The sequence below is a fragment of the Stenotrophomonas sp. NPDC077420 genome (assembly GCF_044543385.1).
Taxonomy (GTDB): domain Bacteria; phylum Pseudomonadota; class Gammaproteobacteria; order Xanthomonadales; family Xanthomonadaceae; genus Stenotrophomonas.
Genome location: NZ_JBITVZ010000007.1, coordinates 42,939 through 68,910, shown reverse-complemented (window position 1 = coordinate 68,910; position 25,972 = coordinate 42,939). Strand labels below are relative to the sequence as shown.

Genomic DNA, 25,972 nt, shown 5'->3' with positions numbered 1-25,972 from the left:
CCGGATCGTTACGCGACCACCAACCGCCCACGCAGTGAATTGCTGTACGCCTCGGTGATTTCCACATCCACCAGCTGCCCGACCAGGCGCGCCTGGCCCGGGAAGTTGACCGAGCGCATGTTCTCGGTCTTGCCGGTCAGCTCGTTGGGATCACGCCGTGACGGTCCCTCCACCAGCACGGTCTGCACGGTGCCGATCATCGCCTGGGAAATCGCGGCGGCCTGCTCATTGATCCGCGCCTGCAGGCGCGACAGCCGTGCATGCTTTTCCGCATCGCTGATGGTGTCTTCCAGGTCCGCGGCCGGGGTGCCGGGGCGGCGCGAGTAGATGAACGAGAAGCTGTGGTCGAAGCCCACGTCTTCGATCAGCTTCATGGTCTTCTCGAAGTCGGCCTCGGTTTCGCCCGGGAACCCGACGATGAAATCGGAGCTGATCGAGATGTCCGGCCGCACCGCGCGCAGCTTGCGGATCCTGGCCTTGAACTCCAGCGCGGTATAGCCGCGCTTCATCGCCGACAGTACGCGGTCGCTGCCGGCCTGCACCGGCAGGTGCAGGAAGTTGGCCAGCTGCGGCACGTCGCGGTACGCATCCACCAGCGAGTCGCTGAACTCAAGCGGGTGCGAGGTGGTGAAGCGGATCCGGTCGACCCCGTCGATCTCGGCGATGGTGCGGATCAGCAGGCCCAGGTCGGCAACGTCGCCCTCTCCATACGGCCCGCGATAGGCGTTGACGTTCTGGCCCAGCAGGTTGATCTCGCGCACGCCCTGCGCGGCCAGCTGCGCCACCTCCACCACCACGTCCTCGAACGGGCGGCTGACTTCGGTGCCGCGGGTGTAGGGCACCACGCAGAAGGAACAGTACTTGGAGCAGCCTTCCATGATCGACACGAACGCCGAACCGCCCTCGGCGCGGGGCTCGGGCAGGCGGTCGAACTTCTCTATCTCCGGGAAGCTGATGTCGACCTGCGATTTCCCGGATTCGCGGCGCTGGCGGATCAGCTCGGGCAGGCGGTGCAGGGTCTGCGGGCCGAACACCAGGTCCACGTGCGGGGCGCGCTTGATGATCGCTTCGCCTTCCTGCGAGGCCACGCAACCGCCCACGCCGATGATCACGCCACGGCCGTTGTTCTTCAGTGCCTTCCAGTAGCCAAGCTGGCTGAACACCTTCTCCTGCGCTTTTTCGCGGATCGAGCAGGTGTTCATCAGCAGTACGTCGGCCTCGGCCGGATCGTCGGTGAGCTCCAGCCCCTCCTCGGCGGCGAGCACGTCGGCCATCTTGCCCGAGTCGTACTCGTTCATCTGGCAACCGTGGGTCTTGATGTACAGCTTGCCGCGCACCGGGCCGGCCACCTGCGGCCGGGAACCGGGCAGGGGCAGCAGGTCGGGGCGGGGGGAGTCGATGGCGGGCACGGCGGTGCCGGCCGAGGTCGGCAGGGTCGAAGCTGGCGTCCCGGTCATGGCGCTTATTCCAGTCGGGTGGGCGGGCAGGCAGCCGGGGAGGGCTGCCGGGTAGCCGTCCATTGTACCCCGGGACCTGGGCCGCGCTACGCGCGGTTGCCGCGCATGGCGTGGCACTACTTGGCAAACGGAGGCGAAACGGGGACACTCCGCCCCATGAAGGGGATCTTGGGGATCGCTGCGCTGGCCTTGGCTGCGCTGACCGCTATGCCGGCCAGTGCGGGCACCCTGTACAAGTGTGTCGGCGCCGACGGCATTCCCAGCTACGTCAGCAAGCGTGTTTCCGGCGCCAGCTGCAGCGTGGTCAGCAGCTATCGCCCTGACCGCAGCACGCCGCGCCGCCCGGTTCCACCGCCGGCGTCCGCAGCGGTCGCCACCGCGGCGGCCCCCACGGCGCCGGCCGCCGACGGTGCCCGTTCCGACACCACACTGACCGCGACCGCCATCGCGACCCCGCCGCCGGCCCAGCCTGCCACCGTGCTGACCGCAGCACCGGCGCCCGCGCCGCGTGGCGCCAAGGCCGGGCGCGTGGTGTCCGGCCAGGTCTATTCCTACATGCAGGATGGCGTGCGCCACTACACCAGCCGACGCCCGGCGCAGGTGGCCAGCCTCGGCCAGGTCCGCACCATCCATTACAGCTTCATCGAGCGCTGCTATGCCTGTGGCGCCAACCCGGGGGTCAACTTCGGCTCGGTGCGGCTCAACACCACCGCCTTCCAGTCCGAAATCGCCGCCGCCGCGCGCGAGTTCGGGGTGGAGGAAGCGATCGTGCGCGCGATCATCCACGCCGAATCGGCCTACAACCCGACCGCGCTCAGCCGCGCCGGCGCGCAGGGTCTCATGCAGCTGATGCCGCCCACCGCGCGCCGCTTCGGTGTCACCGATTCGTACGATGCGGCGCAGAACATCCGCGGCGGCGTGCAGTACCTGTCATGGTTGCTCAAGCGCTTCAACGGCAACCTGACCCTGGCCGCCGCGGGCTACAACGCCGGCGAAGGCGCCGTCGACCGCCACGGTGGCGTGCCGCCTTACAGCGAGACCCAGTACTACGTGAAGCGCGTGGCCCTGCTCGCCGACCGCTACCGCGGCGCCACCGCGTCCACGCAGTAGTCCCCAGGCGCTTTCGACCGCATCGCGACGGCCGGCCAACCGCCGGCGCGACCGACGTCGACGATGCCCCGGTAGCGCCGGCCGCTGGCCGGCCCTCGTGCCCTCACCACCATTGTGTCGCCGAGTCAGGTTCCGCTATAGTCGATCAGGATTCATTGTGGACTGGCCCCCACCGGTCTACTGGCAGCCTCAAGCTACCTAAATCAATATCGGAGTGCCGGATGGCCAACGATGGGGTAAACGATCCAGTCAACACTGGACGTCGACGATTTCTTTCAGCAACCACTGCAGTGGTGGGAGCGGTCGGCGTCGGTTTCGCAGCAGTTCCGTTCATCAAGTCCTGGAATCCCAGTGCCCGCGCCAAACTGGCCGGTGCGCCTGTGCTTGCCGACATCAGCGCCCTGCAGGAAGGCCAGCGACTGGTCATGGAGTGGCGTGGTCAGCCGATCTGGATCGTCAAGCGCTCCAAGGCCATCCTTGACGCCCTGCACGGACTGGACGGGCGGCTGAAGGATCCTGCGTCGGAGAACAAGGACCAGCAGCCGGACTACGTGCTCAAGCAGAACCCGGAATTCCGCGCGATCAAGGCCGAGGTCTCGGTCCTGGTCGGCCTGTGCACGCACCTGGGCTGCTCGCCCGAGATGGTCGCCGAGATCCGCCCCGAGCCGTTCGACCCGGAATGGAAGGGCGGCTACTTCTGCCCCTGCCACAAATCCCGCTTCGACATGTCCGGGCGCGTCTTCGATGGCGTTCCTGCGCCGATCAACCTGCTGGTGCCGCCGCACCATTACCAGGATGACAGCACCATCATCATCGGCGTCGATCCGCAGGGGGCAGCCTGATCATGGCCAACATTCTTTCCCGTACCGCCACCGGCGTCGCCGACTGGGTCAACGCCCGCGCACCGGGGTTGATGCCGGTGTACCGCAAGCATGTGAGCGAGTACTACGCGCCGAAGAACTTCAACCTCTGGTACTACTTCGGTTCGCTGGCCCTGCTGATCCTGGTCAACCAGATCGTGACCGGCATCTTCCTTACCATGCACTACAAGACCAGCGCCGCTGAAGCGTTCGCCTCGGTCGAGTACATCATGCGCGACGTGGAGTGGGGCTGGCTGATCCGCTACATGCACTCTACCGGGGCCTCGCTGTTCTTCATCGTGGTCTACCTGCACATGTTCCGCGGCCTGATGTACGGCAGCTACCAGAAGCCGCGCGAGCTGGTGTGGATCCTGGGCATGCTGATCTACCTGGTGCTGATGGCCGAAGCCTTCATGGGCTACGTGCTGCCGTGGGGGCAGATGTCGTTCTGGGGCGCGAAGGTGATCATCTCGCTGTTCGGCGCCATTCCGGTGATCGGCAACGGGCTCACCGAATGGATCATGGGCGACTACCTGCCCAGCGATGCCACCCTCAACCGCTTCTTCGCGCTGCACGTGATCGCGCTGCCTCTGGTACTGCTGCTGCTGGTGGTGCTGCACCTGGGTGCGCTGCATGAAGTGGGCTCGAACAATCCGGACGGGGTCGAGATCAAGAAGGGGCCGAAGGGCAACCGCTGGTCGCCGACCGCACCCACCGACGGCATTCCGTTCCACCCGTACTACACGCTCAAGGACGGGGTAGGGGCGGGCTTCCTGCTGGTGCTGGCAGCGTTCATCATCTTCTTCGCGCCGGGCTTTGGCGGGCTGTTCCTGGAGCACGACAACTTCACCGAAGCCAACCGCCTGGTCACGCCCGAGCACATCAAGCCGGTGTGGTACTACACGCCGTACTACGCGATGCTGCGGGTGGTGCCCAACAAGCTGGGCGGGGTGATCGTGATGTTCTCGGCGATCGCCATCCTGTTCCTGGTGCCGTGGCTGGACCGCGCCCGGGTCAAGTCCTACCGCTACCGTGGCCTGCTGTCGAAGGGCCTGCTGGGCATGTTCGCGGTGTGCTTCATCTGGCTTGGGGTGATCGGGTCGGGTCCAGGCACCGACGCGCACGAAACCTACGTCGGGCGCGTGCTCACGTTCCTCTACTTCGCCTTCTTCATCACCATGCCGCTATGGACCAAGCTGGACAGGACCAAGCCGGTACCGGACCGGGTGACCACGCATGACTGACCACTGGATTGTCCGGCTGGCCTGTGCGGCCGCCCTGATGCTGGCCAGCGCCGTGGCCGGTGCCGCCGAAGGCGGAAAGACCCTGCAGGCCGGCAACGACCTGGGCGACCGTGCCTCGCTGCAGCGCGGTGCGCAGCTCTACATGAACTACTGCTCCGGTTGCCATGCGCTGAAGTACCTGCGCTATTCGCGCATGGCACAGGACCTGGGGCTGAGCGAAGAAGAGGTGATGAACAACCTCAACTTCACCGGCGTGCCGATCGGCGAACCGGTACCGGTGACCATGCCCAAGGCGGAGGCCGAGAAGTGGTTCGGCAAGATGCCGCCGGATCTCAGCCTGATCTCGCGGGTGCGGGGCAGCGACTGGGTCTACACCTACCTGAAGTCGTTCTACCTGGACACCAGCCGGCCGCTGGGCTGGAACAATGCGCTGTTCCCGAACGCCTCCATGCCCAACCCGCTGTGGGAGATGCAGGGCCTGCAGCACGCCGTGCACGGCAAACCCGAAGCCGCGGGCGCCGACGCTCCGGTGATCGGGCTGAAGCTGGCCCAGCCCGGCACCCTGGACCCGGGGCAGTACGACCAAGCGGTGCGTGACATCACCAATTTCCTGGAATATGCCGGCGAACCGGCCGCACTGAAGCGGCAGCAGCTGGGCGTGTGGGTGGTGCTGTTCCTGGCGCTGCTGACCTTCCTGGCGTACCTGCTGAAGAAAGAGTACTGGAAGGACGTGCACTGAGGCTCTGCGATTGGCATTGCCGATCGATGTGTCTACATCGATCGGCCTATTGGCTTTTGTGATGGGCAGTTGCACACTCGGGACCTGTGACGACTGTCGGCAATGGGCCGGCGGCGCCGATGCAGTCGACGGATATCGGCTGCTGGAGAGCCTTTGATGGCGGCGAGCGTACGCATGCGGAACACCCTGACGCTGTTTTCCTCGAATGACGACGTGCTGTGCCATCGCGTGCGCCTGGTGCTTGCCGCCAAAGGCGTTACCTATGATTTCGTCCCGGTCGATCCGCAGAATCCGCCCGAGGATCTGATCGACCTCAATCCGTACCACTCCGTGCCGACCCTGGTCGAGCGCGAACTGGTGCTGTACGCGGCGTCGGTGGTCAGCGAATACCTGGACGAGCGTTACCCGCATCCGCCGCTGATGCCGGTCGACCCGCTGTCGCGCGCGCGTATCCGGCTGGCGATGCTGCGCATCGAACACGACTGGGTGCCGCAGGTGCAGGCGATCCAGCTGGGCAACAAGACCCAGGCCGAAGCCGGACGCAAGCGCCTGAAGGAGCTGCTGACCAGCGCCGTGCCGCTGTTCAAGGCCAGCAAGTTCTTCCTCAATCCGGAAATGAGCCTGGCCGATTGCGCCATGGCACCGATCATCTGGCGCCTGCAGTCGCTGGACGTGCCGCTGCCCAAGGACGGCAAGTCGATCGAAGACTACGGCAACCGCATCTTCCGCCACCCCGGCTTCATCCGCAGCCTGACCGACCAGGAAAAGAAACTGCGCGAGCTGCCGGTCTGAAGACGGCTTCGCTGCATCGGCGCTTTACGTGGGGCACCGTGCCTGCTGACCGCTGCACGGGTGGGCGCGTACACTTGCGGCAGCCAACCAGATACCAGAGCCGTCACCTTCCCGCGGCGCCCCATGATGACTGAAGACACTTTCCGCATGACCAGCCACCGCCCGTACCTGTTGCGGGCGCTGGTGGAATGGATCAACGACAACGAGCTCACCCCGCACATCCTGGTCGACGCCGGCATGCCCGGGGTGCAGGTACCGCCCAGCGCGGTGAAGGACGGTCGGGTGGTCCTCAACATCGCCGAGCGCGCGGTGGTGCGGCTGCACATCGACAACGACACCGTGAGTTTCTCGGCGCGTTTCTCCGGCACCAGCTATCCCGTGCAGGTGCCGATCGCGGCAGTACTGGCGGTGTACGCGCGCGAGACCGGGCAGGGCATGGCGTTGCCCGACGACATTCCCGGCCATGAGCCGAGTCCCGACGACAGCGTGCCGCCGGACGATACCCCGACCCCGGACGACACCCCGCCCAAGCCCAGCGGTCGCCCGCACCTGCGCGTCGTCAAATAGAACATCCGCAGGCAGGTGCCGACCGTGGGTCGGCACCTGCGGTCACGCATCTTCGGCCCCGCTGGTATCCACCCCGCGCCGGATCTCGCTGATGCGCGCCGCGGATGGCCCCACGAATGCCACCAGCTGGTCGCCTCGCAGCACCATGCGCCCGGTGTGGCGGTCGATGCCGTCGTGCGAATACTCGAAGCGGTAGCTGCGCTCCCAGCCCAGCCAGCCATTCTCCTTGCGGCACACGCGCAGGCTGCTGGCATGCACCGCCTGGTCCAGCCACTGCACATCCGCGGCACGACAGGCGTTGCGACCCAGCTCGATGGCGCGCTCGGCCGCAGCCCGCGATGCATTCCAGAACGCATAGGCGAAGGCACCGCCAATCATCAACAGGATCAAGCTGGGCATCGGCGGCTCGGAGCGGTATCGGGGTCAGGAACGACCAAGATGGCGACGAACCGGCGCCGGATCAAGCCGGCGATCCGTCCTGTCTCTGCGGCGGCGGTGGGGGCGGCGGTGTCGGCCTGGGCGGGACCACGCGCGGGAAGGTGGGTTTCTGCGGCGGCGGCACGGCCGGTGCACCGGGCTGCGCCGGTGCCGGTGCCGGCCCCATCGCCGGCGGTGTCGCCGCGGGGGGCGTGTAGGTGGACGTCGGCGCGATCGACGTGGTGGCCACCAGCTTCAGCAGGGCCGCCCAGTCCTGCCGGTTGAAATTGCACTCGTCTTCGCGTCCGGGGGTGCAACCCATGTCATAGGGGTCGTTGGAGGGAGCCGGCGGCAGCTGGATGCGGCCGCTGCGGTCCAGCGACAGCTTGCGCATCGCCACCGTGTTCATCACATTGCCGCCGATCAGGTACAGCGTGTGGTCGCCGCCCATGTTGGCCGCGATCACCACCTCGCAGTGCGATTTCCAGTTCGCCACCGTGCCGCCGCTGAGCTGCTGCACCAGTCCGGCGTAACTCAGCGATTCGCTGCGGCCGCGGAGATAACACAACAGGTCGCCGGGCGCGGGCTTTTCCTGCGCCGGGTCGGTCATGCGGTAGGGGCCGGTGTTCTGGTAAGCGGCGCGGATGTAGTCGATGTGACGCGGCGAGCGGGTGAATCCAGGCACCCCGGCACGACTCATCACCCAGGAGATGAAGGCCGCCGACCAGGGGTTGTCGATCAGGAAGGCGCGGCAATCGCTGTCGGTGTAACGCGTACCGAACGGCGCCATGCAGCTGGTGGCGCCCGGTTGGCTGCCCATCGGGCCCAAGGTGCCGCTGTCGCGCCAATACGCAACCACGCGCTGCCAGGCGGGCATGCCATCGTCGGACAGGTACTCGCGCTCGGCCTCGCTGACGCCCAGGTTGGCGGCGCGGCCGTCGCCGTCGATGAAGGGGCGGTACCACAGCCGGTGCTCGTTGCAGGCCGTCCGCACGATGCTCATGGCGAGCGGGCTCAGGCCGTAACGCGGCGGGATGTCGCAGACTTCGGCGGCGGCGGCGACGCCCGGGAGCAGCAGGGCGAGGGGCGACAGGCAGGCAAGCAGGGGCAGGGGGCGCATCCACGCACTCCGGGTGAGGGCAGGGGAAGCGTCGCAGAGCCGGCAGGGGAAGCCCGTGAAGGCAGCGCTGCGCGCACGCACGACCAACGGTCGTGCGCTACCGGGCCAGCCGCCGACCAGGGGCCGGCACGAATGCAAGGCAGGAACCGGCCGCTGGTCGACACAGACGGTACGCACCGACCGTTGGTCGACACAGACGGTACGCACCGACCGTTGGTCGGTACGAAGGGTAGGTACCGACCGTTGGTCGGTACGAAGGGTAGGTACCGACCGTTGGTCGGTACGGAGGGTAGGTACCGACCGTTGGTCGGTACGGAGGGTAGGTACCGACCGTTGGTCGGTACGGAGGGTAGGTACCGACCGTTGGTCGGTACAAAGGGTAGGTACCGACCGTTGGTCGGTACGAAGGGTAGGTACCGACCGTTGGTCGGTACCAGGTCACGGCGGGTCGCCGAGCTTCAGCGACAGATCGATCGCCTGCACGTGCTTGGTCAGGCCGCCGATCGAGATGCAGTCCACCCCGTCCTCGGCAATCGCGCGCAACCCGGACAGATCCACGCTGCCGGACACCTCCAGCGGAATGCGCCCAGCGGCGATGCGCACCGCCTCGCGCCGGGTCGCGGCATCGAAGTCATCAATCAGGATGCGGTCGCAGCCCACCGCCAGCGCTTCGCGCAGCTGCGCCAGGTCCTCCACCTCCACCACCAGCGGCAAGCGGGGCCACTGCGTGCGCGCGGCCAGCACCGCAGCGCTCAGCGAACCGGCAGCACGGATGTGGTTTTCCTTCAGCATCACCGTGTCGAACAGGCCCTGCCGGTGGTTGTCGCCGCCGCCGCAGCGCACCGCGTACTTCTGCGCCGCGCGCAGCCCCGGCAGGGTCTTGCGGGTGTCCAGGATGCGCGTGCCGGTGCCGGCCACCGCAGCGACATGGCGCGCGGTGGTGGTGGCCGTGCCCGACAGCGTCTGCAGGAAATTCAGCGAGGTGCGTTCGGCGCTGACCAGGCTGCGGTTGCGCCCGTGCAGCAGGGCCAGCACGGTGCCGGCGCGCACCGCGTCACCCTCGGCGACCTGCCAGTCGATCCGCACCTGCGGGTCCAGCGCCCGGTGGGTGGCGTCGAACCAGGGCCGGCCGGCGATCACCGCGTCCTGCTTGCACAACAGGTAGGCACGGTCCGGACGGTCCGGAAGCAGGGCGGCGGTGACATCGCCGCTGCCGATATCTTCGGCCAGCGCACGGGCTACGTCGGCCTGGACCTGGTCCGGGGCCGGGGGCGTCAGCGGAGCGGGGCTCATTTTTCCGGGAAATCGGCGATCTGGGCGGTGTCGATCGCTTCTTCCGGCAGCAGTACCGCAATGCCGTCGTCCACGCGGAACACCTGCTTGCGGTCACGCGTCAGCAGGGCCTCGCGCAGCGGTTGGGCCTGCGGGCTGCCGCCGACCTTGGTCACGGTCCCGGCGCCGATGGCCCGGTTGAGCGCGTCCAGGCCCTTGGCATCGAGGAGGGACAGGGGCTGGCGGGTGTGCGGCGAGCACAGCCGATCGATGACTTTGCGGTCCATGGGGGTCTTCGTCGTGCGTGGAAGACGGCTAGAATACGTCTTTAAGGCAGGTGACGGCCAATGACCCCCAACCAATCCGCGCCGCTCGTCGGCATCGTCATGGGTTCCCGCTCCGACTGGGAGACCATGCAGCATGCGGCGCAGAAGCTCGATGCGCTCGGTGTGCCCTATGAAGTGAAAGTGGTATCGGCGCACCGTACCCCGGATGTGCTGTTCACCTACGCCGAGCAGGCGGGCCCGCGCGGCCTGCGCGCGATCATCGCCGGCGCCGGCGGCGCCGCGCACCTGCCGGGGATGATCGCGGCCAAGACCGCCGTGCCGGTGCTGGGCGTGCCGGTGCAGTCCAAGGCCCTCAACGGCATGGACTCGCTGCTGTCGATCGTGCAGATGCCGGCCGGCATCCCGGTTGCAACCTTCGCCATCGGCAATGCCGGCGCGTCCAATGCCGCGTTGTTCGCCGCCGCCCTGCTGGCGCCGGAACAGCCGGCCATCGGCGAAGCGCTGGACGCCTTCCGCGCCCGCCAGACCGAAGACGTCATGGCCCACGACGACCCGCGCCAATGACCGTGCAGACCGTTGGCATCCTGGGCGGCGGCCAGCTCGCCCGCATGATGGTCCTGGCCGGTGCCCCGATGGGGCTGCGTTTCGAGCTGTTCGACCCGGCCGCCGATGCCTGCGGGGGCCAGCTCGCGCCGCTGCAGGTGGCGGCCTTCGAGGACGAGGCGGCGCTGGCCGCATTCGCCGAACGCGTCGACGTGGTGACCTTCGATTTCGAGAACGTGCCGGCGCGCAGCGCGCAGTTCCTGGCCGGGCGGGTGCCGGTGTATCCGAATCCGGACGCGCTGGCCGTCGCCCAGGATCGGCTGAGCGAAAAGACCCTGTTCCGCGAACTGGGCATTCCGCTGCCGCCGTTCGCCGATATCCGCAGCCGTGACGAGCTCGCCGCCCAGGTGGAGGCGTTCGGCCTGCCGTGCATCCTCAAGACCCGCCGCTTCGGCTACGACGGCAAGGGCCAGTTCCGCCTGCGCACGACCGCCGACATCGACGCGGCCTGGGCGGCGCTGGGCGCACAGGTCGGGCGCACCGGCCTGATCCTGGAAGGCTTCGTCGCATTCGAGCGCGAGGTGAGCGTGGTCGCGGTGCGTGGCATCGACGGTGAGTTCCGCGCCTGGCCGCTGACCGGCAACTGGCACGTCGACGGCGTGCTTTCGGCCAGCGTGGCGCCTGCCCGGCTGGCACCGGCGCAGTACCAGGCGGCCATCGGCTACGCGCAGACCCTGGCCGAGCGGTTGGACTACGTGGGCGTGTTCGCGCTGGAGCTGTTCTGTCGCGGCGAGGAGCTGCTGGCCAACGAAATGGCGCCGCGCGTGCACAACTCCGGGCACTGGACCATCGAAGGCAGCGAAACCTCGCAGTTCGAGAACCACCTGCGCGCCGTGCTGGGCCTGCCGCTGGGCGACACGCGCATGCTGGGGCATGCCTGCATGCTCAACTGGATCGGCGAGATGCCCGATGCGGACGCGGTGCTGGCCCAGCCGGGCGGGCATTGGCACGACTATGGCAAGGAATCGCGCGCGGGCCGCAAGGTAGGCCACGCCACCCTGCGCGAGGACGATGCCGCCGCGCTGGCCGCTGCGCTTGAGGCGGTGGGCGCGCAGCTGGATCGCGCCGGGCAGGTCGCCCCGGCGGCGGCGTCGCTGCGCGACGCCTGAGGTCACGACCAACGGTCGTGACCTACCGGGCTGCGTGATGTCACGACCAACGGTCGTGACCTGCCGGGATGCGTGACGTCGCGACCAACGGTCGTGACCTGCCGGGCTGCGTGACGTCACGACCAACGGTCGTGACCTGCCGGGCTGCGTGATGTCACGACCAACGGTCGTGACCTGCCGGGCTGCGTGACGTCACGACCAACGGTCGTGACCTGGCGGGATGCGTGACGTCACGACCAACGGTCGTGACCTGCCGGGCTGCGTGATGTCACGACCAACGGTCGTGACCTGGCGGATGGCCTTTTTTGGGTAGGTAACGACCGTTGGTCGTTACATGCTTCAATCGCGCAGCTGGCTTGCGACGAAGTCCCAGTTGACCAGCTTCCAGAACGCCTCGAGGTAACGCGCGCGGTCGTTCTGGTAGTCGGTGTAATACGCGTGCTCCCACACATCGCAGGCCAGCAGGGGCGTGCCCTGGCCGGTCAGCGGCGTGCCCGCATTGCGCGTGGCCTGGATCGCCAGCGCCCCGGACGGGTGCTGCACCAGCCACACCCAGCCCGAGCCGAACAGCCCCAACGCGGCCCGGTCGAATTCCTCGCGCAGGCGCCTGGGGTCGCCGAAGTGGCGGCTGACCAGCTCGCCCAGCCGACCCTGCGGGTCGCCGCCGGCACGCGGACCCAGGCAGCGCCAATAGAACGCGTGGTTCCACGCCTGGGCGGCGGCGTCGAACAGGCTGCCCTGGCTCTGCCGCACGATGTCCTCCAATGCCAGCTCGGCCAGCTCGGTGCCCTCGATGCGTGCGTTCACCGTGTCCAGGTAGGCGCGGTAGTGCTGGCCATGGTGCAGGTCCAGGCTGGTGGCCGACAGATGCGGCTGCAGGGCGGTGCGGTCGTAGGGCAGGCGGGGCAGTTCGAAGGGCATGGGTCGCGGCAGGGCCAGTAGGATTACAATGAACGTACAGGGAGTCTATCCGACCGCCGAGGTCGGGTGCCCCGTTGCGCAGGGAGAGTCGTGGTGGCGGTGATGCAGCAGATCCAAGCCGAAGTGGAGCGTTACCCCCTCGTGTTGTTCATGAAGGGCACCCCGCAGTATCCCATGTGCGGTTTCTCCAGCCGCGCCGTGCAGGCGCTGATGGCCGCCGGTGCGGTCGCGCTGCGCACCGTCAACGTGCTCGAAGAGCCCGAGATCCGCGCCAACCTGCCGCGCTTCTCCAACCTGCCCACGTTCCCGCAGCTGTTCATCAACGGCGAGCTGATCGGCGGCTGCGACATCGTGCTGGAACTGTTCGAGTCCGGCGAGCTCAAGCGCATCGTCGAAGAGGCCTCGCAGCCATGAGCGCGGTCCCGTCCGTCGGGGTCGGGACCGGGTCGCTGGCCGACCGCGTCATTCTCATCGCCGGGGCCGGTGGCGGCTTTGGCAGCGCGGCCGCCGTGGCCTGTGCCGAGGCCGGGGCCACGGTGGTCCTGCTTGGGCGCCGGCCGCGCCGGCTCGACCGGGTGTACGCCGCCGTGCAGGCCGCAGGCCCCGAGCCGCTGCTGTACCCGCTGGACCTGGAAGGGGCGACCCCGGACGATTACGCCACGCTGGCCGAGCGCCTGCAGTCGGAACTGGGGCGGCTGGACGGCCTGCTGTACTGCGCGGCCGATTTTCCCGGCCTGACCCCGTTCGAGCACGCCGATCCGGCCGCCTTCGCGCGCGCCGTGCACGTCAACCTGACCGCACCGGCCTGGCTGGCCCAGGCCTGCCTGCCGCTGCTGCGCCAGCGCGACGATGCCGCGCTGGTGTTCACCGTGGATGATCCCGCGCGGGTAGGGCGGGCCTTCTGGGGCGGCTATGGAGCGGCCCAGCACGGCCTGCGCGGCCTGATCGCGGCCCTGCACGACGAACTGGCGCGCAGCCCGGTGCGGGTGAGCGGGCTGCAACCCGGCCCGATGCGCACCGCATTGCGCGCCCGCGCCTTCTCGCTGGACGAGGACGGCATCGCACGCGAGCCGACCGTGGCCGCCGCGGCGGCGGTGCAGCTGCTGTCGCCCGACGGCGGCGCCTACCGGGGCCAGGTCCTGCACCTGGCGTAACCTTGCCGACATGTCGGCTTGGCATCCTGCCCGGGCACATCCGCCCCGGGTCGCTCCTGCCTTCCACCTGAACGGGGGAAGCGGCCCTTTTCTCGCCTATTCAGTCAGATGTGAAGAAAGCGTCACGATTGCGTTGTGGTGGCGTGTGTTTTGTCGCCAAATCGTCATATACCGGGCTTATCGTGTTAATCTAGTGTTAACCGTTGCGGCTGAAACCAGCCTGCGGCAAGGGAACCCAGATAAAAGTCCATACAGCCGCTGAACGGCTGCTTGGGCGCGTTTTTTTTTTCCGCCATCGCCAACTCGCATCGAGGCTACTCCCCAATGACCCACCCACGTTATCTCCGGATGTCCAAGCTCACCCTTGGTCTCGTGGCCGCACTTGCTGCCGCTCCCGCCTTCGCCCAGAGCACCTCTGCCGGTGTCGGCGGTCAGGTCACCTCTGCCGCCGGTGCGCCGGTGATCGGTGCTGAAGTCACCATCACCCACACCGAGTCGGGCACTGTCAGCCGTGCCACCACCGATGCGTCCGGTCGTTACGCCGCGCGTGGTCTGCGCGTGGGTGGTCCGTACACCATCACCATCAACAAGCCCGGCGAAGGCACCAAGACCGAGGAAGGCGTCTACCTGAACCTGAATCAGGTCAACACCATCAATGCCAACCTGACCGGCGACGTGGTGGCTGCTGCCACCAACCTCGATGCAGTGCAGGTGGTGGCCGTGGCCGGTGGTTCGGACGTGTTCAGCGCCTACAAGATGGGTACCGGTTCCAACGTGAACCGCGAAACCATCGAGTCGCTGCCGTCGGCCAACCGCAACATCCAGGACTACATCCGCCTGGACCCGCGCATCTCGCAGGTCAGCAAGGCTGACGGCGCGATCTCCGTCGGTGGCCAGAACACCCGTTACAACGCCATCCGCATCGACGGCATCGGCGCCGGCGACCCGTTCGGCCTGGAATCCAACAACCTGCCGACCGAGCGTCAGCCGGTGTCGATGGATGCGATCCAGGAAATCAACATCGACGTCGCCAACTACGACACCACCATCGCCGGTGGTACCGGTGCGGTGATCAACGCGGTGACCAAGTCGGGTACCAACAACTTCGGCGGCACCGTGTACTACGCGTACCGCGACAAGGACATGGTGCGCAAGGAGCTGGACGGCGTCCGCTTCAACGGCTTTGACGACGAGAAGACCTACGGCATGACCCTGGGCGGCCCGATCGTCAAGGACAAGCTGTTCTTCTTCGCCAACTACGAAAAGATGGAGCGTTCGGCACCGGGCACCAGCCTGACCGACACCCCGTACGGCAAGGGCAACATCACCGATGCCGACATCGCCCGTGCGCAGCAGATCGCCACCGGCTACGGCTTCGACGCCGGCTCGCTGAGCGCGCCGTCGAACGACACCGAGATCGAAGAATACGCGCTGAAGATCGACTGGAACATCAGCGACAACCACCGTGCCGCCATCCGCTACAACAAGATGGAACAGACCGTGGCGCGCTTCCCGCAGATCAGCACCAGCGCGGTCTCGCTGAGCAGCTTCTGGTACGACCTGCCCAAGACCTATGAGTCCTGGATGGGCGAACTGTTCAGCGACTGGTCCGAGAACTTCTCGACCGAGTTCAAGCTGTCGCAGAAGGATTACTCGGCGATCCGCACCCCGTATTCGGACCTGCCGCAGATCCAGGTGCGTGGCTTCGGCGGCACCGCCAACAACTCGCTGTACTTCGGTACCGAGCAGAACTCGCACGTCAACGCCGTCGAATCCAAGGAGCTGAGCGCCTTCGGTGCCGCGACCTGGTACGTGGGCGACCACACCGTGAAGTTCGGCTTCGACTACTCCGACAATGACCTGCTGAACTACTACGGCCGCAACCTCAACGGCGTGTACGTGTTCAACAACCTCAACGACTTCGCCGCCGGCCGCATCAACCAGTACATCGTCCGCGCGCCGCGCGCAGGCGGCAGCTACGACGACATCCCGGCCAAGTACCACCTGAAGAACACCGGCCTGTTCGTGCAGGACAGCTGGGCGGTCAACAGCAACCTGACCCTGCAGTTCGGCGTCCGCGTCGACATGCCGGACTTCGACAGCCAGAAGCTGTACAACCCGCGCATCATGGACCTGTACGGGTACGACAACACCGTGCTGCCGGATGACAAGCTGGTGCAGCCGCGCTTCGGCTGGAACTACACCTTCGACACCGAGCGTCCGACCCAGCTGCGCGGCGGCCTGGGCCTGTTCGGCGGCGCGGCCCCGAACGTGTGGCTGGCGGGCGTCTACCAGAACACCGGCCTGAACTACACCGAGTACACGGTCAACAGCCCGGCCACCAACTTCTTCACCCCGAACGTCGATCCGCCGTACATCCCGGCCGCCGGCGCCGGTGCGCGCCAGAACGTGGACATCGCCGAGCCGGGCCTGAAGCTGCCGTCGGTGTGGAAGACCAACCTGGCCTTCGATACCGAGCTGCCGTGGTACGGCATCGTGGCGTCGGCCGAGTTCCTGTACACCAAGGTCAACGACGCGATCTACTTCGAGCGTCTGGACCTGTACAACGGCGCGGGCCAGAGCTACACCCGTATTGGCCAGGATGGTCGTGAGCTCTATTGGAATGCGGCAGGTTACCTGCCGTCCACCCCGGCCAACCGTTATTCGGTACAGCAGGGTCAGGCCACTGCTGCTGGGCAGGTCAACGGCAAGGCCAACCGCCCGAGCGACATGGGCGACGTCATGCTCATGCGCAACACCGACAAGGGTATCGGCCGCCAGTTCACCGTCGGCCTGAACAAGCCGCTGATGGAAAACTGGGGCTGGTCGCTGGCCTACACCTACACCGCTTCGACCGAAGTCAGCCCGCTGACCAGCTCGCAGAACACCTCCAACTGGGGCAGCACCCTGATCGGCACCGCCAACGAAAACGTGGCGTACGACTCGCGCTACGCGATCAAGGACCGCGTGACCGCCTCGCTGAACTGGAAGAAGGCGTTCTTCGGCGACTACAACACCAGCGTCGGCCTGTTCTATGAAGGCCGTTCGGGTCGTCCGTACAGCTACATCTACTACAACGACATGAACGGCGACGCCGCATCCACCTCGGGTGCCGGCTACTTCAACGACCTGTTCTACGTGCCGAACGGCCCGGGCGACGTGAAGTGGGTTGGCGGCGCGGCGATGGAGAAGCAGTTCTTCGACTGGCTGGCCAAGAACCCGCAGCTGGCGGCGTACCAGGGCCAGATCGCCCCGGCCAACGCCTTCCGTACCGGCTTCGTGAACACCTTCGATATGCGCATCTCGCAGGAGTTCCCGGGCTTCATGAAGGAGCACAAGGGTGAGCTGGCGCTGGACATCATGAATGTCGGCAACCTGCTCAACAAGAAGTGGGGCCGCATCAACGATTACGGCTTCAACTCGACCGCCCGCGTAGCCAGCTACGCCGGTATCGACCCGGCCACCGGCAAGTACATCTACAACTTCACCGGTTCCACCGATACCCCGTCGATCCAGGAAAACAACAACGACAAGGGCAACACCGGCGTGTCGCGCTGGTCGATGCAGCTGACCCTGAAGTACAAGTTCTGATCCATCGAACTTGACGCGTGATGGAAAACGGCCGGGGCAACCCGGCCGTTTTTCATTGCCCTGCTTGCCAGGGTGCGGTATTCGGCGTATTGTCATTCGGTTGCGCGGAAAAGCGCACGTACGGCAGCCCCCAAGGCGTCGCCGGGCTCGAAACATATCCAACGGTCGGGTTTCCCGGCCGTTTTGCTTTTCAAGGGGGCAGCGGTACAGTCGGCAACCTTGAGGAAGCGAAAAGAATGGAAATGACGATCACCGAAAAGCCGGCGCGGACGCTGCCGGTGCAGGACGCGCGGATCTACCCGCGCGGTGGACTGGATGTGCTGTCGCGGGCGGAAGTGGCGCGCCTGCGTGATGCCTCCGGCGGCGGCATGCACGAACTGCTGCGCCGCTGCGCGCTGGCCGTGCTGACCAGCGGCAGTGCCTCCGACGATCCGCGCGCGGCGCGTGATCTGTACCCGGATTTCGACATCCAGGTCGCCCAGCAGGACCGCGGCGTGCGGATCGACCTGGTCAATGCACCGGCCATGGCGTTCGTGGATGGCGAGATCATCCGCGGCGTGGCCGAGCTGCTGTTCGCCGTGGTCCGCGACCTGGCCTACATGGCCATCGAAATGGGCCCGGCCTATGCGGCCGAGCTGGAGTCGTCCGAAGGCATCACCAACGCCGTGTTCGGGCTGCTGCGCAACGCGCGCATCCTCAACCCGGGCGACCCGAACCTGGTGGTCTGCTGGGGCGGCCACTCGATCGGCCGCGACGAGTACCTGTACACCAAGCAGGTGGGCTATGAGCTGGGCCTGCGCGGCCTGGACATCTGCACCGGCTGCGGCCCGGGCGCGATGAAGGGCCCGATGAAGGGTGCCACCATCGCCCATGCCAAGCAGCGCAAGCACACCACGCGCTACATCGGCCTGACCGAGCCGGGCATCATCGCCGCCGAATCGCCGAATCCGATCGTGAACCACCTGGTGATCATGCCGGACATCGAGAAGCGTCTCGAAGCGTTCGTGCGCATCGGCCACGGCATCATCGTGTTCGCCGGCGGCGTCGGCACCGCTGAGGAGATCCTGTACCTGCTCGGCATCCTGCTGCGCGAGGAGAACCAGGACCTGCCGTTCCCGCTGATCCTGACCGGGCCGACCGTGGCCGCGCCGTACTTCGAGCAGATCGACCGCTTCATCCGCCTGACCCTGGGCGATGCCGCCGCCGAGCGCTACCAGATCATCATCGGCGACCCGGTGGCCGTGGCCCGGCAGATGTCGGCCGGCATCAAGCGCGTGCGTGAGCACCGCCTGGCGCAGAAGGATTCATTCTTCTTCAACTGGTCCATCGAGATTCCGTGGGAGTACCAGCAGCCGTTCGTGCCGACCCATGAGGCCATGGCCGGGCTGGACCTGCACCACGGGCGCCCGCCGCATGCGCTGGCCGCCGACCTGCGCCGCGCGTTCTCCGGCATCGTCGCCGGCAACGTGAAGGAAGACGGCATGCGTCGCATCGAGCAGTTCGGACCGTTCGAGATCCATGGCGACGCCGACATGATGCAGGCCCTGGACGAACTGCTGCGCGCCTTCGTCGAGCAGCGCCGGATGAAGATCTCCGGCGAATACCAGCCCTGCTACCGGGTACTGGCCTGAGCCAGGCGGGGTGGGGCGGGTCGGGAGCCCGCACCCCCCTCCCAACCGTACGGGTGTCAACGGTTTGACGCCCGTCGCCTCCGGGCGACCGTTCGTCCTGCTGTCGCTTGCCGCTGGGCGGCGGGGCGTCCATTGTCCTGTCATCACGCTGGGGAGCGTTCCATGCATCTGCGTACGTCCAAGGGCTTTACACTCATCGAACTGATGGTCACCGTCGTGGTGATCGGGGTGGTGGCTGCGATTGCCTTCCCGAACTTCCAGAACCTGATCCGCTCCAACCGCATCGCCACCGCGCACAACGAGCTGATCGGCCTGGTCAACCTGGCCCGCAGCGACGCGATCCGCAACAACCAGGGCGGGGCGGTCTGCGGCAGCAGCACCGGCACCACCTGCGATGGCAAGTGGGACGTGGGCATGCTGGCGTTCAGCGACAATGACGGGGACGGAGTACTGGGCAATACCGAACCCGTATTGCGCTACACCTCCATCAACAAAGCCCTGGTCGTTGCCGGCCCCCCCGGTGCCATGATCGGGTTCGATGGGCGCGGCCGTCGCCGCAACAGCACCGACCAGGAAGTCACCCTGCGTCCGCAGAAGTGCGACAACCAGCCGCTGCAGAGCACGCTGACCATCAACGCCTCCGGGCAGGTCACCACCGTCAAGGGCCCCTGCAAATGATCCGTACTCCCTACCGTCCGCGCGGCCGCCAACGCGGCTTCAGCCTGCTTGAAGTGCTGGTGGCCGTGGTGGTGCTGGCCTTCGGCCTGCTCGGCTTCGCGCTGCTGCAGACCATGAACGTGCGCTACGTGCAGAGCGCCAACTACCGCACCCAGGCCACCAACCTGGCCTACGACCTCACCGAACAGATGCGCAGCAACCGCCATTCGTCGGAGTGGTACAGCAATGCCACCTTCGCCTCGGGCAGCAAGACGGCGGCAGGCGTGTGCGCGCGGCCGATCAATACCGTCACGGTGGAACAGAACATCGCGCGCTGGCAGTGCCAGGTGGTCAAGGCGCTGGGCGACAACGCCGCCGCCAATGTTGTCGTCGCCAACGGCGTGGCCACCGTCGAGATCAGCTGGGCCGATGAGCGCTGGAGCAAGACCGCTCCGGACGGCCTCACCACCTTCCGCACCCAGACCCAGCTATGAAAGGTCCGCATATGTTCCGCAGCCGCCAGGCAGGTCTGTCCCTGATCGAACTGATGATCTCGCTGGTCATCGGCCTGATCCTGATGCTGGGCATCACCCAGGTCTTCATCGCCTCGCATTCGGCCTCGCGCCTTTCCGAAGGCGTGGCGCGTGCCCAGGAGAACGGCCGCTTCGCCCTGGATTTCCTCGAGCGCGACATCCGCATGGCCGGCCACATGGGCTGCGTGAATGACCAGGCCCATTTCATCAAGGAAACCGGCCTGCCGCGCAACAACATGCTGGCCGCGGCCAACTCCGGCAACGGCAGCCCACTGGACTTCAGCGTGGCCATCCAAGGCTACGAAGCCCCCGGGACCGCGCCCAGCAACACCCTCGACGTGGGCGCTGGCAACGTGCCGGCCAACATGCCGGATACCATCAGAAACCTGGTGCCAGCCCCGATGCCCGGCAGCGACGTCCTCGTGCTGCGCTTCCTGGCGCCGGAAGGCGTACCGGTGACCGCCATCAATAGCCAGAAGCTGACGGTCGCCGCGGACCGCTGGGAGCGGCTGACCGAAGGCGGGCTCGCGGTACCGACCATGTTCGGCATCGCCAACTGCGACAACGTCGACGTGTTCGCCGGGTCGCTGTCCGCCAACGTGATCACTGCCGGGACCGTGGACCTGACCCGCTACGCGCCGCAGCCCGAACCGACCCAGGTGTACCGCGCCGAGTCGATGGTCTATTACATCGGCGCCGGCACCAACGGGCCCGGGCTGCGCCGCGCGCGCGCCAATTCGGCCGGGGTGTATGCGATCAACGAGGAACTGGTCGAAGGCATCGAGAACCTGCAGTTGATGTACGGGCTGGATACCTCGGCGGTCATCACCGGCGAAAGCCCGCCCAGCGGCTATATCGGCGTACAGAACGTGGCCTCCGGCGTCACCGTCGCCGCCAATGCGACCGGTGCAGGGCAATGGCGCCGCGTTGGCATGGTCCAGGTTGGCCTGGTCGCGCGCAGCCCGGGCCGCACCGGCACCAACGCCAACTCCAGGCCCACCGATGCCGCGGCCCGCCTCGGCGTGCTCGGCATGACCTACAACCAGGATGCCGTCACCGATGGGCGCTATCGCACCGCCTATGAAGTGAGCGTGGCCCTGCGCAATCGCCTGTTCGGGAACTGACCATGAACCGTTCGCCGCACCTCCGTGCTTTTCCGGGCGCCCGCCAGCAGCGCGGCGCAGTCCTGTATGTCGCGCTGATCATGCTGCTGCTGCTTGCCCTGATCGGCGTGGCCGGCATGCAGGTTGCCAGCATGCAGGAAAAAATGTCGTCCAACTACCGCGCCGCCAGCCGCTCCTTCCAGAACACCGAAGGCGCCGTGCGCAATGCGGAAGATGCCGTGGAAGCGATCACCGACCGCGAAGCGCCACCCAACAACAGCCTGGTCAACGCCGCCAGCATCACCCAGAACTGCGAGGACGGCTTCGACCCGGTGGCGTGGGGCAGGGAGCTGGCCAAGAAAAATGAAGCCGCGCCCAAGGTGCGCGTCCGCCAGATCGACCAGTGCGGCGGACCTGGCGGCAATGCCTTCGACAACGGCCTGCCGCTGGACAAGGCCACCGCCACCTTCCAGATCACCGCGTACGCGGCCGACGACAAGGACAATCCCACGTCGCGTTCGGTCATCGACACTATTTTCAAGCTCTGAGGATCGCGGCCATGGCTTCGCGCAGATTCAAATGGACCGCCGCCGGTTCGGCGGTAGCAGTACTCGGCCTCGGGTTGGTGGGCTACAACCTGATCGCCTCCCAGGGGCAGGGCCTGCTGTCCCAGCAGCCGCTGAACATTCCCAAGCCGTCCACGCCGGCGTTCATCATGGCAGTGGATGATTCCGGCTCCATGACCTTCCAGACCCAGTTCCCCGGCCAGGACGGCGAGGGCTGCTGGAACCCTGACCTGAAAAGCTTCTTCCAGTCTGCTGGCGTCCTCAGCACGGCCGCGGACAACCGCAACAACAGCTGCGATTACCTCTACGTGCTGCCCGGGCCGCGCATCAACAATTATCCCGGGATTCCGCCGTTCGACTCGCTGGGGTTCGCACGCTCCCCGCAATACAACCCGACGTATTTCGATCCCACGGTGAAGTATGAGCCGTGGCAGCAATATGACGGCGTGCCTTTCACGGAATATCTCCCGTCGCAGGCGCGGATTGATCCGAAGCCGGGCGCGGCCGATACCCGGGTCAACCTGACCAGCAATTACTACGGTACCGAGACGTTCCGTATCCAGAACGGCATGGCCTACCCGGCCGGGGCGTACATCAACGGCGCGACCTATCGCAATGCCGGGGTCTGGAGCAACGGGACCAGTAACGCCCGGGTGCAGTACTGGCCGGCGACGTTCTTCATCAAGGTGGTGAAGGACGAAAGCGATCCGTACCCCAGGCTCAACGGTACCGATGCCTATGCAAACGCAACCCGCACACGCGCAGCGAACGCGTGCGGCACCGGCTGCGACATGTGGAAATACACACTGCCTGCGGACAATACCGATGCGGGCTCCAAGAACTTTGCGGTATGGTTCAGCTATTACGGAAACCGCAATCGCGCGATGATCGCCGGCATGACGCGGTCGCTGTCGGATATCGGCAGGCTGCGCGTGGGCTATTTCCGCATCAATCAGCACGGCAGCTACAACACCGCCGCCAAGCAGCTGGCCATCCGGGATGTGAGCGTCAACAGCGAGCGCAAGGCGCTGTTCGACGAGATGCTCGCGCTGCCCGCCAATGGCAGTACGCCCAACCGCCAGGCAGTCTACTCGGCCACGCAGCAGTTCACGCGTAACGACAGCCTTGCGCCGACATTGGAGGTCTGCCAGAAGAATGCGGTCATGCTGTTCACGGACGGCTACAGCAACCAGGGCAGCCCGACGGTAGGCAACAACGACCTGGGCATGGGGGCGCCGTTCTCGGACAGCTTCTCCAACACCATGGCGGACATCGTCACGAAGTACTACAACAACATCAACGGCCTGCCGCCGCTGCGTCCCGACCTCACTGCAGGGCAGGTGCCGGTGCCTGCGGCGTGCTCATCGGGTACCCCGGACAGTCAGCTGGATTGCCAGAAGAATCTGCATCTCAACTTCTACGGCGTCACCCTGGGCGCGCGCGGCAATCTGTTCAACCCGGACAATCCCGCGAACCCCTATCTCACCCCGGCGATCTACCAGAACTGGCCGAAGGTGGAAGACGATGCGCGCAGCACCATCGACGACATCTGGCACGCGGCCGTCAACACCCGAGGCGAGTACATCAATGCCCGCACGCCGGCGGAAATCACCGACGCCATGCGCCGCGTGCTGTCGGCCGTGACGGCCGGCAACTCGCCGTCCGGTGGCACCGGGTTCAGCGGCGCGCGCATCGGCGCCGGTTCGCTTACCGTCAGCCCGTTCTACGAGTACACCAATGAGGGCACCGACTGGTTCGGCAGGTTGACGGCGACCAAGCTGTCGATCAATCCGGAAACACGTGCACTGGTGCAGACCCCGTTCTGGGAAGCCAGCGCGCAGCTGCCGAGCGCGTCCGCGCGCAGGATCTTCTTCACCAAGAACGGCAAGACCGAGGCGTTTACCTCCAGCAACGTGAAGCTCGAGGATATCTGCCTGAAAGGCGCGCCCTATGCGGGCATGTCCTTCTGCTACGCCACTACGGAACTGACCGCGCTGGGCGTGGATGCCGCTGCGGCCGTCGATTACCTGCGAGGCGATACGTCCCGCGAAGTGCGCAATGGCGGAAAACTGCGTGACCGTACCACCCGGCTGGGTGACATCGTCACCTCCGCCCCGTTCGTCAGCTCGCCGAGTGATGACTACGGCTACCGCCGCCTGTCCGACGACCAGCTGTCCACCTCCTACGCGACCTACCTGGAAAAGAAGGCCGAGTCCAACTACATGGTCTATGTGGGCGCCAATGACGGCATGCTGCACGCGTTCAACGGCGGCATGAATGCGGCTGGCGACACGGTGGCGGGGGGCGGCTCGGAGGCATTCGCCTACATTCCCAGCACCGCGCTCGGGCACATGGGCAACCTGCTGTTCCCGGCCGATCCGGAGAAGAAGAATACCCAGAAGTTCCAGCACAGGTATTACGTGGATGGGCAGATTGCCGTGGGTGACACCTACTACGGCACCGCCTGGCATACGACGCTGGTTGGCGCGTCCGGTGCCGGCGGGCGCAGCGTGTTCGGCCTGGACGTCACGGCAGGCAGTGCGTTCGACAAGGGCAAGAAGCTGTGGGAGATCAGCGATCTCGACGCATCGCTCCCGGAAGACGTGCGCAAGAACATCGGCCACGTGCTGGCCAAGCCGGTGATCGTCCCGGTCCTGGAAGACAAGAAAGTGGTGTTCAAGGCGATCTTCGGCAACGGCTTCAACAGCGCCAACGGCAAGGCGGTGCTGTTCGTGGTCGACATCGCATCGGGCAAGGCGACCATGATCGACGCGGTCGAGAGCGGCAGTCCGCTGCCGGCCGGCAGCAACGGGCTGGGCAGCATCGTCGTGATCGATCGCTGGGGCGGGGCCGAGCAGGACAAGCGCTCGCGCGATGGCATTTCCGACACCGTGTACGGTACCGACCAGAAGGGTGCGGTCTGGAAATTCGACCTGCGCAACATGACGCAGAAGCCGACCCGGCCGCTGTTCACCAGCCTGGTTTCGGTGGACGCCGGTCTCAACCTGCGCCAGCCGATCACCGGCGGCATCACCGCCGGCAGCGGTCCCAACGGTGGCGTGATGCTGTACTTCGGTACGGGCAGCTTCTCCTTCGACCCGGATTCGCGGGACAACTCGCTGCAGAGCATCTACGCGATCAACGACACCAACGTCGGCCCGGTCGCCACTACCCTGACCCGCAGCAATCTTGCCGGGCGAACCATCACCACCTCGGGGGACACCCGCACCCTGGTGGCCGGTGCCACGCCGGCCAATGCAAGCGGGTGGTTCATCGACCTGCCGGTGAGCAAGGTCAAGGACGGCCTCAGCGAGCGCGTGGTCAGCACGCCGTCGCTGTCCAACGGCATCGTGGCTTTGTCCACGTACGCGCCGGAGCCGTCCAGTTCGGGCGGTTGCGCCGCGGTCGGTACCAACTGGTTCTTTGCCCTGACCCCGTTGACCGGTGAGGGTGCGCTGGGGCGCGCCACCTTGAATTCGCCGGGCGGGACCGGGTTTGCGACCGGCACCGCCGGGCTCAAGAACAAGAGTCCAGGCAACGCCCCCGTGCTCAACAACACGCCGTTCGCGTTGCCGCGTGCGCCGGTCGCTTCGCTGAGCGGTGGCGGTGGCGGTGGCGGTGGTGGTGGTGGTGGTAGTGGGCCGGCACCCGGGTCGCCGGGCAACAACGTCTGCCAGATGGGGTACCCCAATGGTCCCGACATCATCTACGTTCCCTATCCCTGCGGTCGTCAATCCTGGAGGCAGATCCTGTGAGCAAGCGCTTCTCCCCACAGCGGCGCACCCCGCGCAGGGTGGCCGGGTTCACCCTGATCGAGCTGATGATCGTGGTCGCGGTCATCGCCGTGCTCGCCTCCATCGCCTATCCCTCCTACACGGCCCAGGTGCGCAAGTCCAAGCGCGCCGCGGCCAAGGCGGAACTGGTGGAGTATGGTCATCGTGCCGAGCGCCAGCACACGCTCAACAACAGCTACACCAACTTCAAGTTCGTGGAAAACAGCGGCACCTCCATCGCCTCGCCCCGCGACGGTGGCAAGGCGATGTACCAGGTGACGTTCACGTCCACCAATGCCAACACTTTCACGATCACCGCGGTGCCGCAGGGTGACCAGGCCAAGGACCCCTGCGGCACGCTCTCGGTGAACCAGGCGGGGGTGAAGACCCCGGCCAACACCAGTGCGCTGGAGTGCTGGTAAGCCGGCGCGGGATGTTGCAACGCCACGAGTGACCGTCTAGAATT

General features: G+C 66.4%; 24 protein-coding genes. 18 read left to right on the top strand and 6 right to left on the bottom strand.

All coding sequences use genetic code 11. The annotated features are described in order from the left end of the window. Positions 1–8 precede the first annotated feature (8 nt). Positions 9–1,457 (bottom strand): tRNA (N6-isopentenyl adenosine(37)-C2)-methylthiotransferase MiaB, encoded by a 1,449-nt coding sequence (gene miaB / locus ACIGII_RS09040; RefSeq protein WP_399636884.1) that lies wholly within the window; start codon positions 1,455–1,457, stop codon positions 9–11. 156 nt (positions 1,458–1,613) lie between these two features. Between miaB and ACIGII_RS09035 the strand changes: the two genes are divergently transcribed. From ACIGII_RS09035 to ACIGII_RS09010, 6 genes are all read left to right on the top strand, one after another. After that, positions 1,614–2,567, top strand: a complete 954-nt coding sequence (locus tag ACIGII_RS09035) for a lytic transglycosylase domain-containing protein (protein WP_399636882.1) — start codon at positions 1,614–1,616, stop codon at positions 2,565–2,567. 221 nt (positions 2,568–2,788) lie between these two features. Beyond that, positions 2,789–3,409 (top strand): ubiquinol-cytochrome c reductase iron-sulfur subunit, encoded by a 621-nt coding sequence (gene petA / locus ACIGII_RS09030; protein ID WP_068850670.1) that lies wholly within the window; start codon positions 2,789–2,791, stop codon positions 3,407–3,409. Positions 3,410–3,411: 2 nt separating this feature from the next. Then, complete coding sequence (locus tag ACIGII_RS09025; protein WP_399636879.1) at positions 3,412–4,671, top strand: cytochrome bc complex cytochrome b subunit; 1,260 nt, start codon at positions 3,412–3,414, stop codon at positions 4,669–4,671. 37 nt (positions 4,672–4,708) lie between these two features. Beyond that, positions 4,709–5,410, top strand: a complete 702-nt coding sequence (locus ACIGII_RS09020; RefSeq protein ID WP_399637098.1) for a cytochrome c1 — start codon at positions 4,709–4,711, stop codon at positions 5,408–5,410. Positions 5,411–5,566: 156 nt separating this feature from the next. Continuing rightward, positions 5,567–6,202: a glutathione S-transferase N-terminal domain-containing protein gene (locus ACIGII_RS09015; protein WP_399636876.1), complete on the top strand. Its 636-nt coding sequence runs from the start codon at positions 5,567–5,569 to the stop codon at positions 6,200–6,202. A gap of 126 nt (positions 6,203–6,328) precedes the next feature. Further along, positions 6,329–6,769 (top strand): ClpXP protease specificity-enhancing factor, encoded by a 441-nt coding sequence (locus ACIGII_RS09010; RefSeq protein WP_399636874.1) that lies wholly within the window; start codon positions 6,329–6,331, stop codon positions 6,767–6,769. Positions 6,770–6,811: 42 nt separating this feature from the next. Here ACIGII_RS09010 and ACIGII_RS09005 read toward each other — a convergent pair whose 3' ends face one another. The 4 genes from ACIGII_RS09005 to ACIGII_RS08990 all read right to left on the bottom strand — a co-directional run bounded on the left by ACIGII_RS09005 (position 6,812) and on the right by ACIGII_RS08990 (position 9,865). Further along, entirely contained in the window at positions 6,812–7,168 is a 357-nt protein-coding gene (locus ACIGII_RS09005; RefSeq protein WP_399636872.1) for a DUF3301 domain-containing protein, read from the bottom strand. A gap of 61 nt (positions 7,169–7,229) precedes the next feature. Next, positions 7,230–8,306, bottom strand: coding sequence for a DUF2272 domain-containing protein (locus ACIGII_RS09000; RefSeq protein ID WP_399636870.1), 1,077 nt, complete (start codon positions 8,304–8,306; stop codon positions 7,230–7,232). 438 nt (positions 8,307–8,744) lie between these two features. Continuing rightward, positions 8,745–9,599 carry a carboxylating nicotinate-nucleotide diphosphorylase gene (gene nadC / locus ACIGII_RS08995; protein ID WP_399636867.1) on the bottom strand — a complete coding sequence of 285 codons (855 nt, stop codon included), beginning with the start codon at positions 9,597–9,599 and terminating at the stop codon, positions 8,745–8,747. Then, positions 9,596–9,865, bottom strand: coding sequence for a Trm112 family protein (locus ACIGII_RS08990; protein WP_399636865.1), 270 nt, complete (start codon positions 9,863–9,865; stop codon positions 9,596–9,598). The genes nadC and ACIGII_RS08990 overlap by 4 nt, the downstream gene beginning before the upstream one ends. A gap of 60 nt (positions 9,866–9,925) precedes the next feature. Between ACIGII_RS08990 and purE the strand changes: the two genes are divergently transcribed. Beyond that, on the top strand, positions 9,926–10,429 hold the full coding sequence (gene purE / locus ACIGII_RS08985; RefSeq protein WP_399636862.1) for a 5-(carboxyamino)imidazole ribonucleotide mutase: 504 nt from the start codon (positions 9,926–9,928) through the stop codon (positions 10,427–10,429). Then, positions 10,426–11,577 (top strand): 5-(carboxyamino)imidazole ribonucleotide synthase, encoded by a 1,152-nt coding sequence (locus ACIGII_RS08980; RefSeq protein ID WP_399636861.1) that lies wholly within the window; start codon positions 10,426–10,428, stop codon positions 11,575–11,577. Before purE ends, ACIGII_RS08980 begins: the two co-directional genes overlap by 4 nt. Before the next feature lie 339 nt (positions 11,578–11,916). Here ACIGII_RS08980 and ACIGII_RS08975 read toward each other — a convergent pair whose 3' ends face one another. Further along, on the bottom strand, positions 11,917–12,498 hold the full coding sequence (locus ACIGII_RS08975; protein WP_399636858.1) for a superoxide dismutase: 582 nt from the start codon (positions 12,496–12,498) through the stop codon (positions 11,917–11,919). A 93-nt stretch (positions 12,499–12,591) separates the two neighbouring features. Between ACIGII_RS08975 and grxD the strand changes: the two genes are divergently transcribed. The 10 genes from grxD (at position 12,592) to ACIGII_RS08925 (ending at position 25,928) form a co-directional block, all read left to right on the top strand. Then, positions 12,592–12,912, top strand: coding sequence for a Grx4 family monothiol glutaredoxin (gene grxD / locus ACIGII_RS08970; protein WP_070206960.1), 321 nt, complete (start codon positions 12,592–12,594; stop codon positions 12,910–12,912). Then, a complete protein-coding gene (locus ACIGII_RS08965) occupies positions 12,909–13,652 on the top strand; it encodes an SDR family NAD(P)-dependent oxidoreductase (protein ID WP_399636856.1) in 744 nt (247 codons plus the stop codon). The genes grxD and ACIGII_RS08965 overlap by 4 nt, the downstream gene beginning before the upstream one ends. Before the next feature lie 324 nt (positions 13,653–13,976). After that, positions 13,977–17,243, top strand: coding sequence for a carboxypeptidase regulatory-like domain-containing protein (locus tag ACIGII_RS08960; RefSeq protein ID WP_399636855.1), 3,267 nt, complete (start codon positions 13,977–13,979; stop codon positions 17,241–17,243). A 242-nt stretch (positions 17,244–17,485) separates the two neighbouring features. Continuing rightward, positions 17,486–18,874 (top strand): nucleotide 5'-monophosphate nucleosidase PpnN, encoded by a 1,389-nt coding sequence (gene ppnN / locus ACIGII_RS08955; protein WP_399636854.1) that lies wholly within the window; start codon positions 17,486–17,488, stop codon positions 18,872–18,874. A 162-nt stretch (positions 18,875–19,036) separates the two neighbouring features. After that, on the top strand, positions 19,037–19,552 hold the full coding sequence (locus tag ACIGII_RS08950) for a GspH/FimT family pseudopilin (protein WP_399636851.1): 516 nt from the start codon (positions 19,037–19,039) through the stop codon (positions 19,550–19,552). After that, positions 19,549–20,025: a type IV pilus modification protein PilV gene (gene pilV, locus ACIGII_RS08945; RefSeq protein WP_399636849.1), complete on the top strand. Its 477-nt coding sequence runs from the start codon at positions 19,549–19,551 to the stop codon at positions 20,023–20,025. Before ACIGII_RS08950 ends, pilV begins: the two co-directional genes overlap by 4 nt. Then, positions 20,022–21,188, top strand: a complete 1,167-nt coding sequence (locus ACIGII_RS08940) for a PilW family protein (RefSeq protein WP_399636847.1) — start codon at positions 20,022–20,024, stop codon at positions 21,186–21,188. The genes pilV and ACIGII_RS08940 overlap by 4 nt, the downstream gene beginning before the upstream one ends. Before the next feature lie 2 nt (positions 21,189–21,190). Next, a complete protein-coding gene (locus ACIGII_RS08935) occupies positions 21,191–21,715 on the top strand; it encodes a PilX N-terminal domain-containing pilus assembly protein (protein WP_399636845.1) in 525 nt (174 codons plus the stop codon). Between the two features lie 11 nt (positions 21,716–21,726). Then, a complete protein-coding gene (locus ACIGII_RS08930; protein WP_399636843.1) occupies positions 21,727–25,488 on the top strand; it encodes a pilus assembly protein in 3,762 nt (1,253 codons plus the stop codon). After that, positions 25,485–25,928 carry a type IV pilin protein gene (locus tag ACIGII_RS08925; RefSeq protein ID WP_399636840.1) on the top strand — a complete coding sequence of 148 codons (444 nt, stop codon included), beginning with the start codon at positions 25,485–25,487 and terminating at the stop codon, positions 25,926–25,928. Before ACIGII_RS08930 ends, ACIGII_RS08925 begins: the two co-directional genes overlap by 4 nt. Positions 25,929–25,972: the final 44 nt, after the last annotated feature.

Excerpts from the sequence above, each read along its gene's own strand:
- miaB (WP_399636884.1), bottom strand. The coding sequence starts at position 1,457 with ATGACCGGGACGCCAGCTTCGACCCTGCCGACCTCGGCCGGCACCGCC.
- ACIGII_RS09035 (WP_399636882.1), top strand. The coding sequence starts at position 1,614 with ATGAAGGGGATCTTGGGGATCGCTGCGCTGGCCTTGGCTGCGCTGACC.
- petA (WP_068850670.1), top strand. The coding sequence starts at position 2,789 with ATGGCCAACGATGGGGTAAACGATCCAGTCAACACTGGACGTCGACGA.
- ACIGII_RS09025 (WP_399636879.1), top strand. The coding sequence starts at position 3,412 with ATGGCCAACATTCTTTCCCGTACCGCCACCGGCGTCGCCGACTGGGTC.
- ACIGII_RS09020 (WP_399637098.1), top strand. The coding sequence starts at position 4,709 with ATGCTGGCCAGCGCCGTGGCCGGTGCCGCCGAAGGCGGAAAGACCCTG.
- ACIGII_RS09015 (WP_399636876.1), top strand. The coding sequence starts at position 5,567 with ATGGCGGCGAGCGTACGCATGCGGAACACCCTGACGCTGTTTTCCTCG.
- ACIGII_RS09010 (WP_399636874.1), top strand. The coding sequence starts at position 6,329 with ATGACTGAAGACACTTTCCGCATGACCAGCCACCGCCCGTACCTGTTG.
- ACIGII_RS09005 (WP_399636872.1), bottom strand. The coding sequence starts at position 7,168 with ATGCCCAGCTTGATCCTGTTGATGATTGGCGGTGCCTTCGCCTATGCG.
- ACIGII_RS09000 (WP_399636870.1), bottom strand. The coding sequence starts at position 8,306 with ATGCGCCCCCTGCCCCTGCTTGCCTGCCTGTCGCCCCTCGCCCTGCTG.
- nadC (WP_399636867.1), bottom strand. The coding sequence starts at position 9,599 with ATGAGCCCCGCTCCGCTGACGCCCCCGGCCCCGGACCAGGTCCAGGCC.
- ACIGII_RS08990 (WP_399636865.1), bottom strand. The coding sequence starts at position 9,865 with ATGGACCGCAAAGTCATCGATCGGCTGTGCTCGCCGCACACCCGCCAG.
- purE (WP_399636862.1), top strand. The coding sequence starts at position 9,926 with ATGACCCCCAACCAATCCGCGCCGCTCGTCGGCATCGTCATGGGTTCC.
- ACIGII_RS08980 (WP_399636861.1), top strand. The coding sequence starts at position 10,426 with ATGACCGTGCAGACCGTTGGCATCCTGGGCGGCGGCCAGCTCGCCCGC.
- ACIGII_RS08975 (WP_399636858.1), bottom strand. The coding sequence starts at position 12,498 with ATGCCCTTCGAACTGCCCCGCCTGCCCTACGACCGCACCGCCCTGCAG.
- ACIGII_RS08965 (WP_399636856.1), top strand. The coding sequence starts at position 12,909 with ATGAGCGCGGTCCCGTCCGTCGGGGTCGGGACCGGGTCGCTGGCCGAC.
- ACIGII_RS08960 (WP_399636855.1), top strand. The coding sequence starts at position 13,977 with ATGACCCACCCACGTTATCTCCGGATGTCCAAGCTCACCCTTGGTCTC.
- ppnN (WP_399636854.1), top strand. The coding sequence starts at position 17,486 with ATGACGATCACCGAAAAGCCGGCGCGGACGCTGCCGGTGCAGGACGCG.
- ACIGII_RS08950 (WP_399636851.1), top strand. The coding sequence starts at position 19,037 with ATGCATCTGCGTACGTCCAAGGGCTTTACACTCATCGAACTGATGGTC.
- pilV (WP_399636849.1), top strand. The coding sequence starts at position 19,549 with ATGATCCGTACTCCCTACCGTCCGCGCGGCCGCCAACGCGGCTTCAGC.
- ACIGII_RS08940 (WP_399636847.1), top strand. The coding sequence starts at position 20,022 with ATGAAAGGTCCGCATATGTTCCGCAGCCGCCAGGCAGGTCTGTCCCTG.
- ACIGII_RS08935 (WP_399636845.1), top strand. The coding sequence starts at position 21,191 with ATGAACCGTTCGCCGCACCTCCGTGCTTTTCCGGGCGCCCGCCAGCAG.
- ACIGII_RS08930 (WP_399636843.1), top strand. The coding sequence starts at position 21,727 with ATGGCTTCGCGCAGATTCAAATGGACCGCCGCCGGTTCGGCGGTAGCA.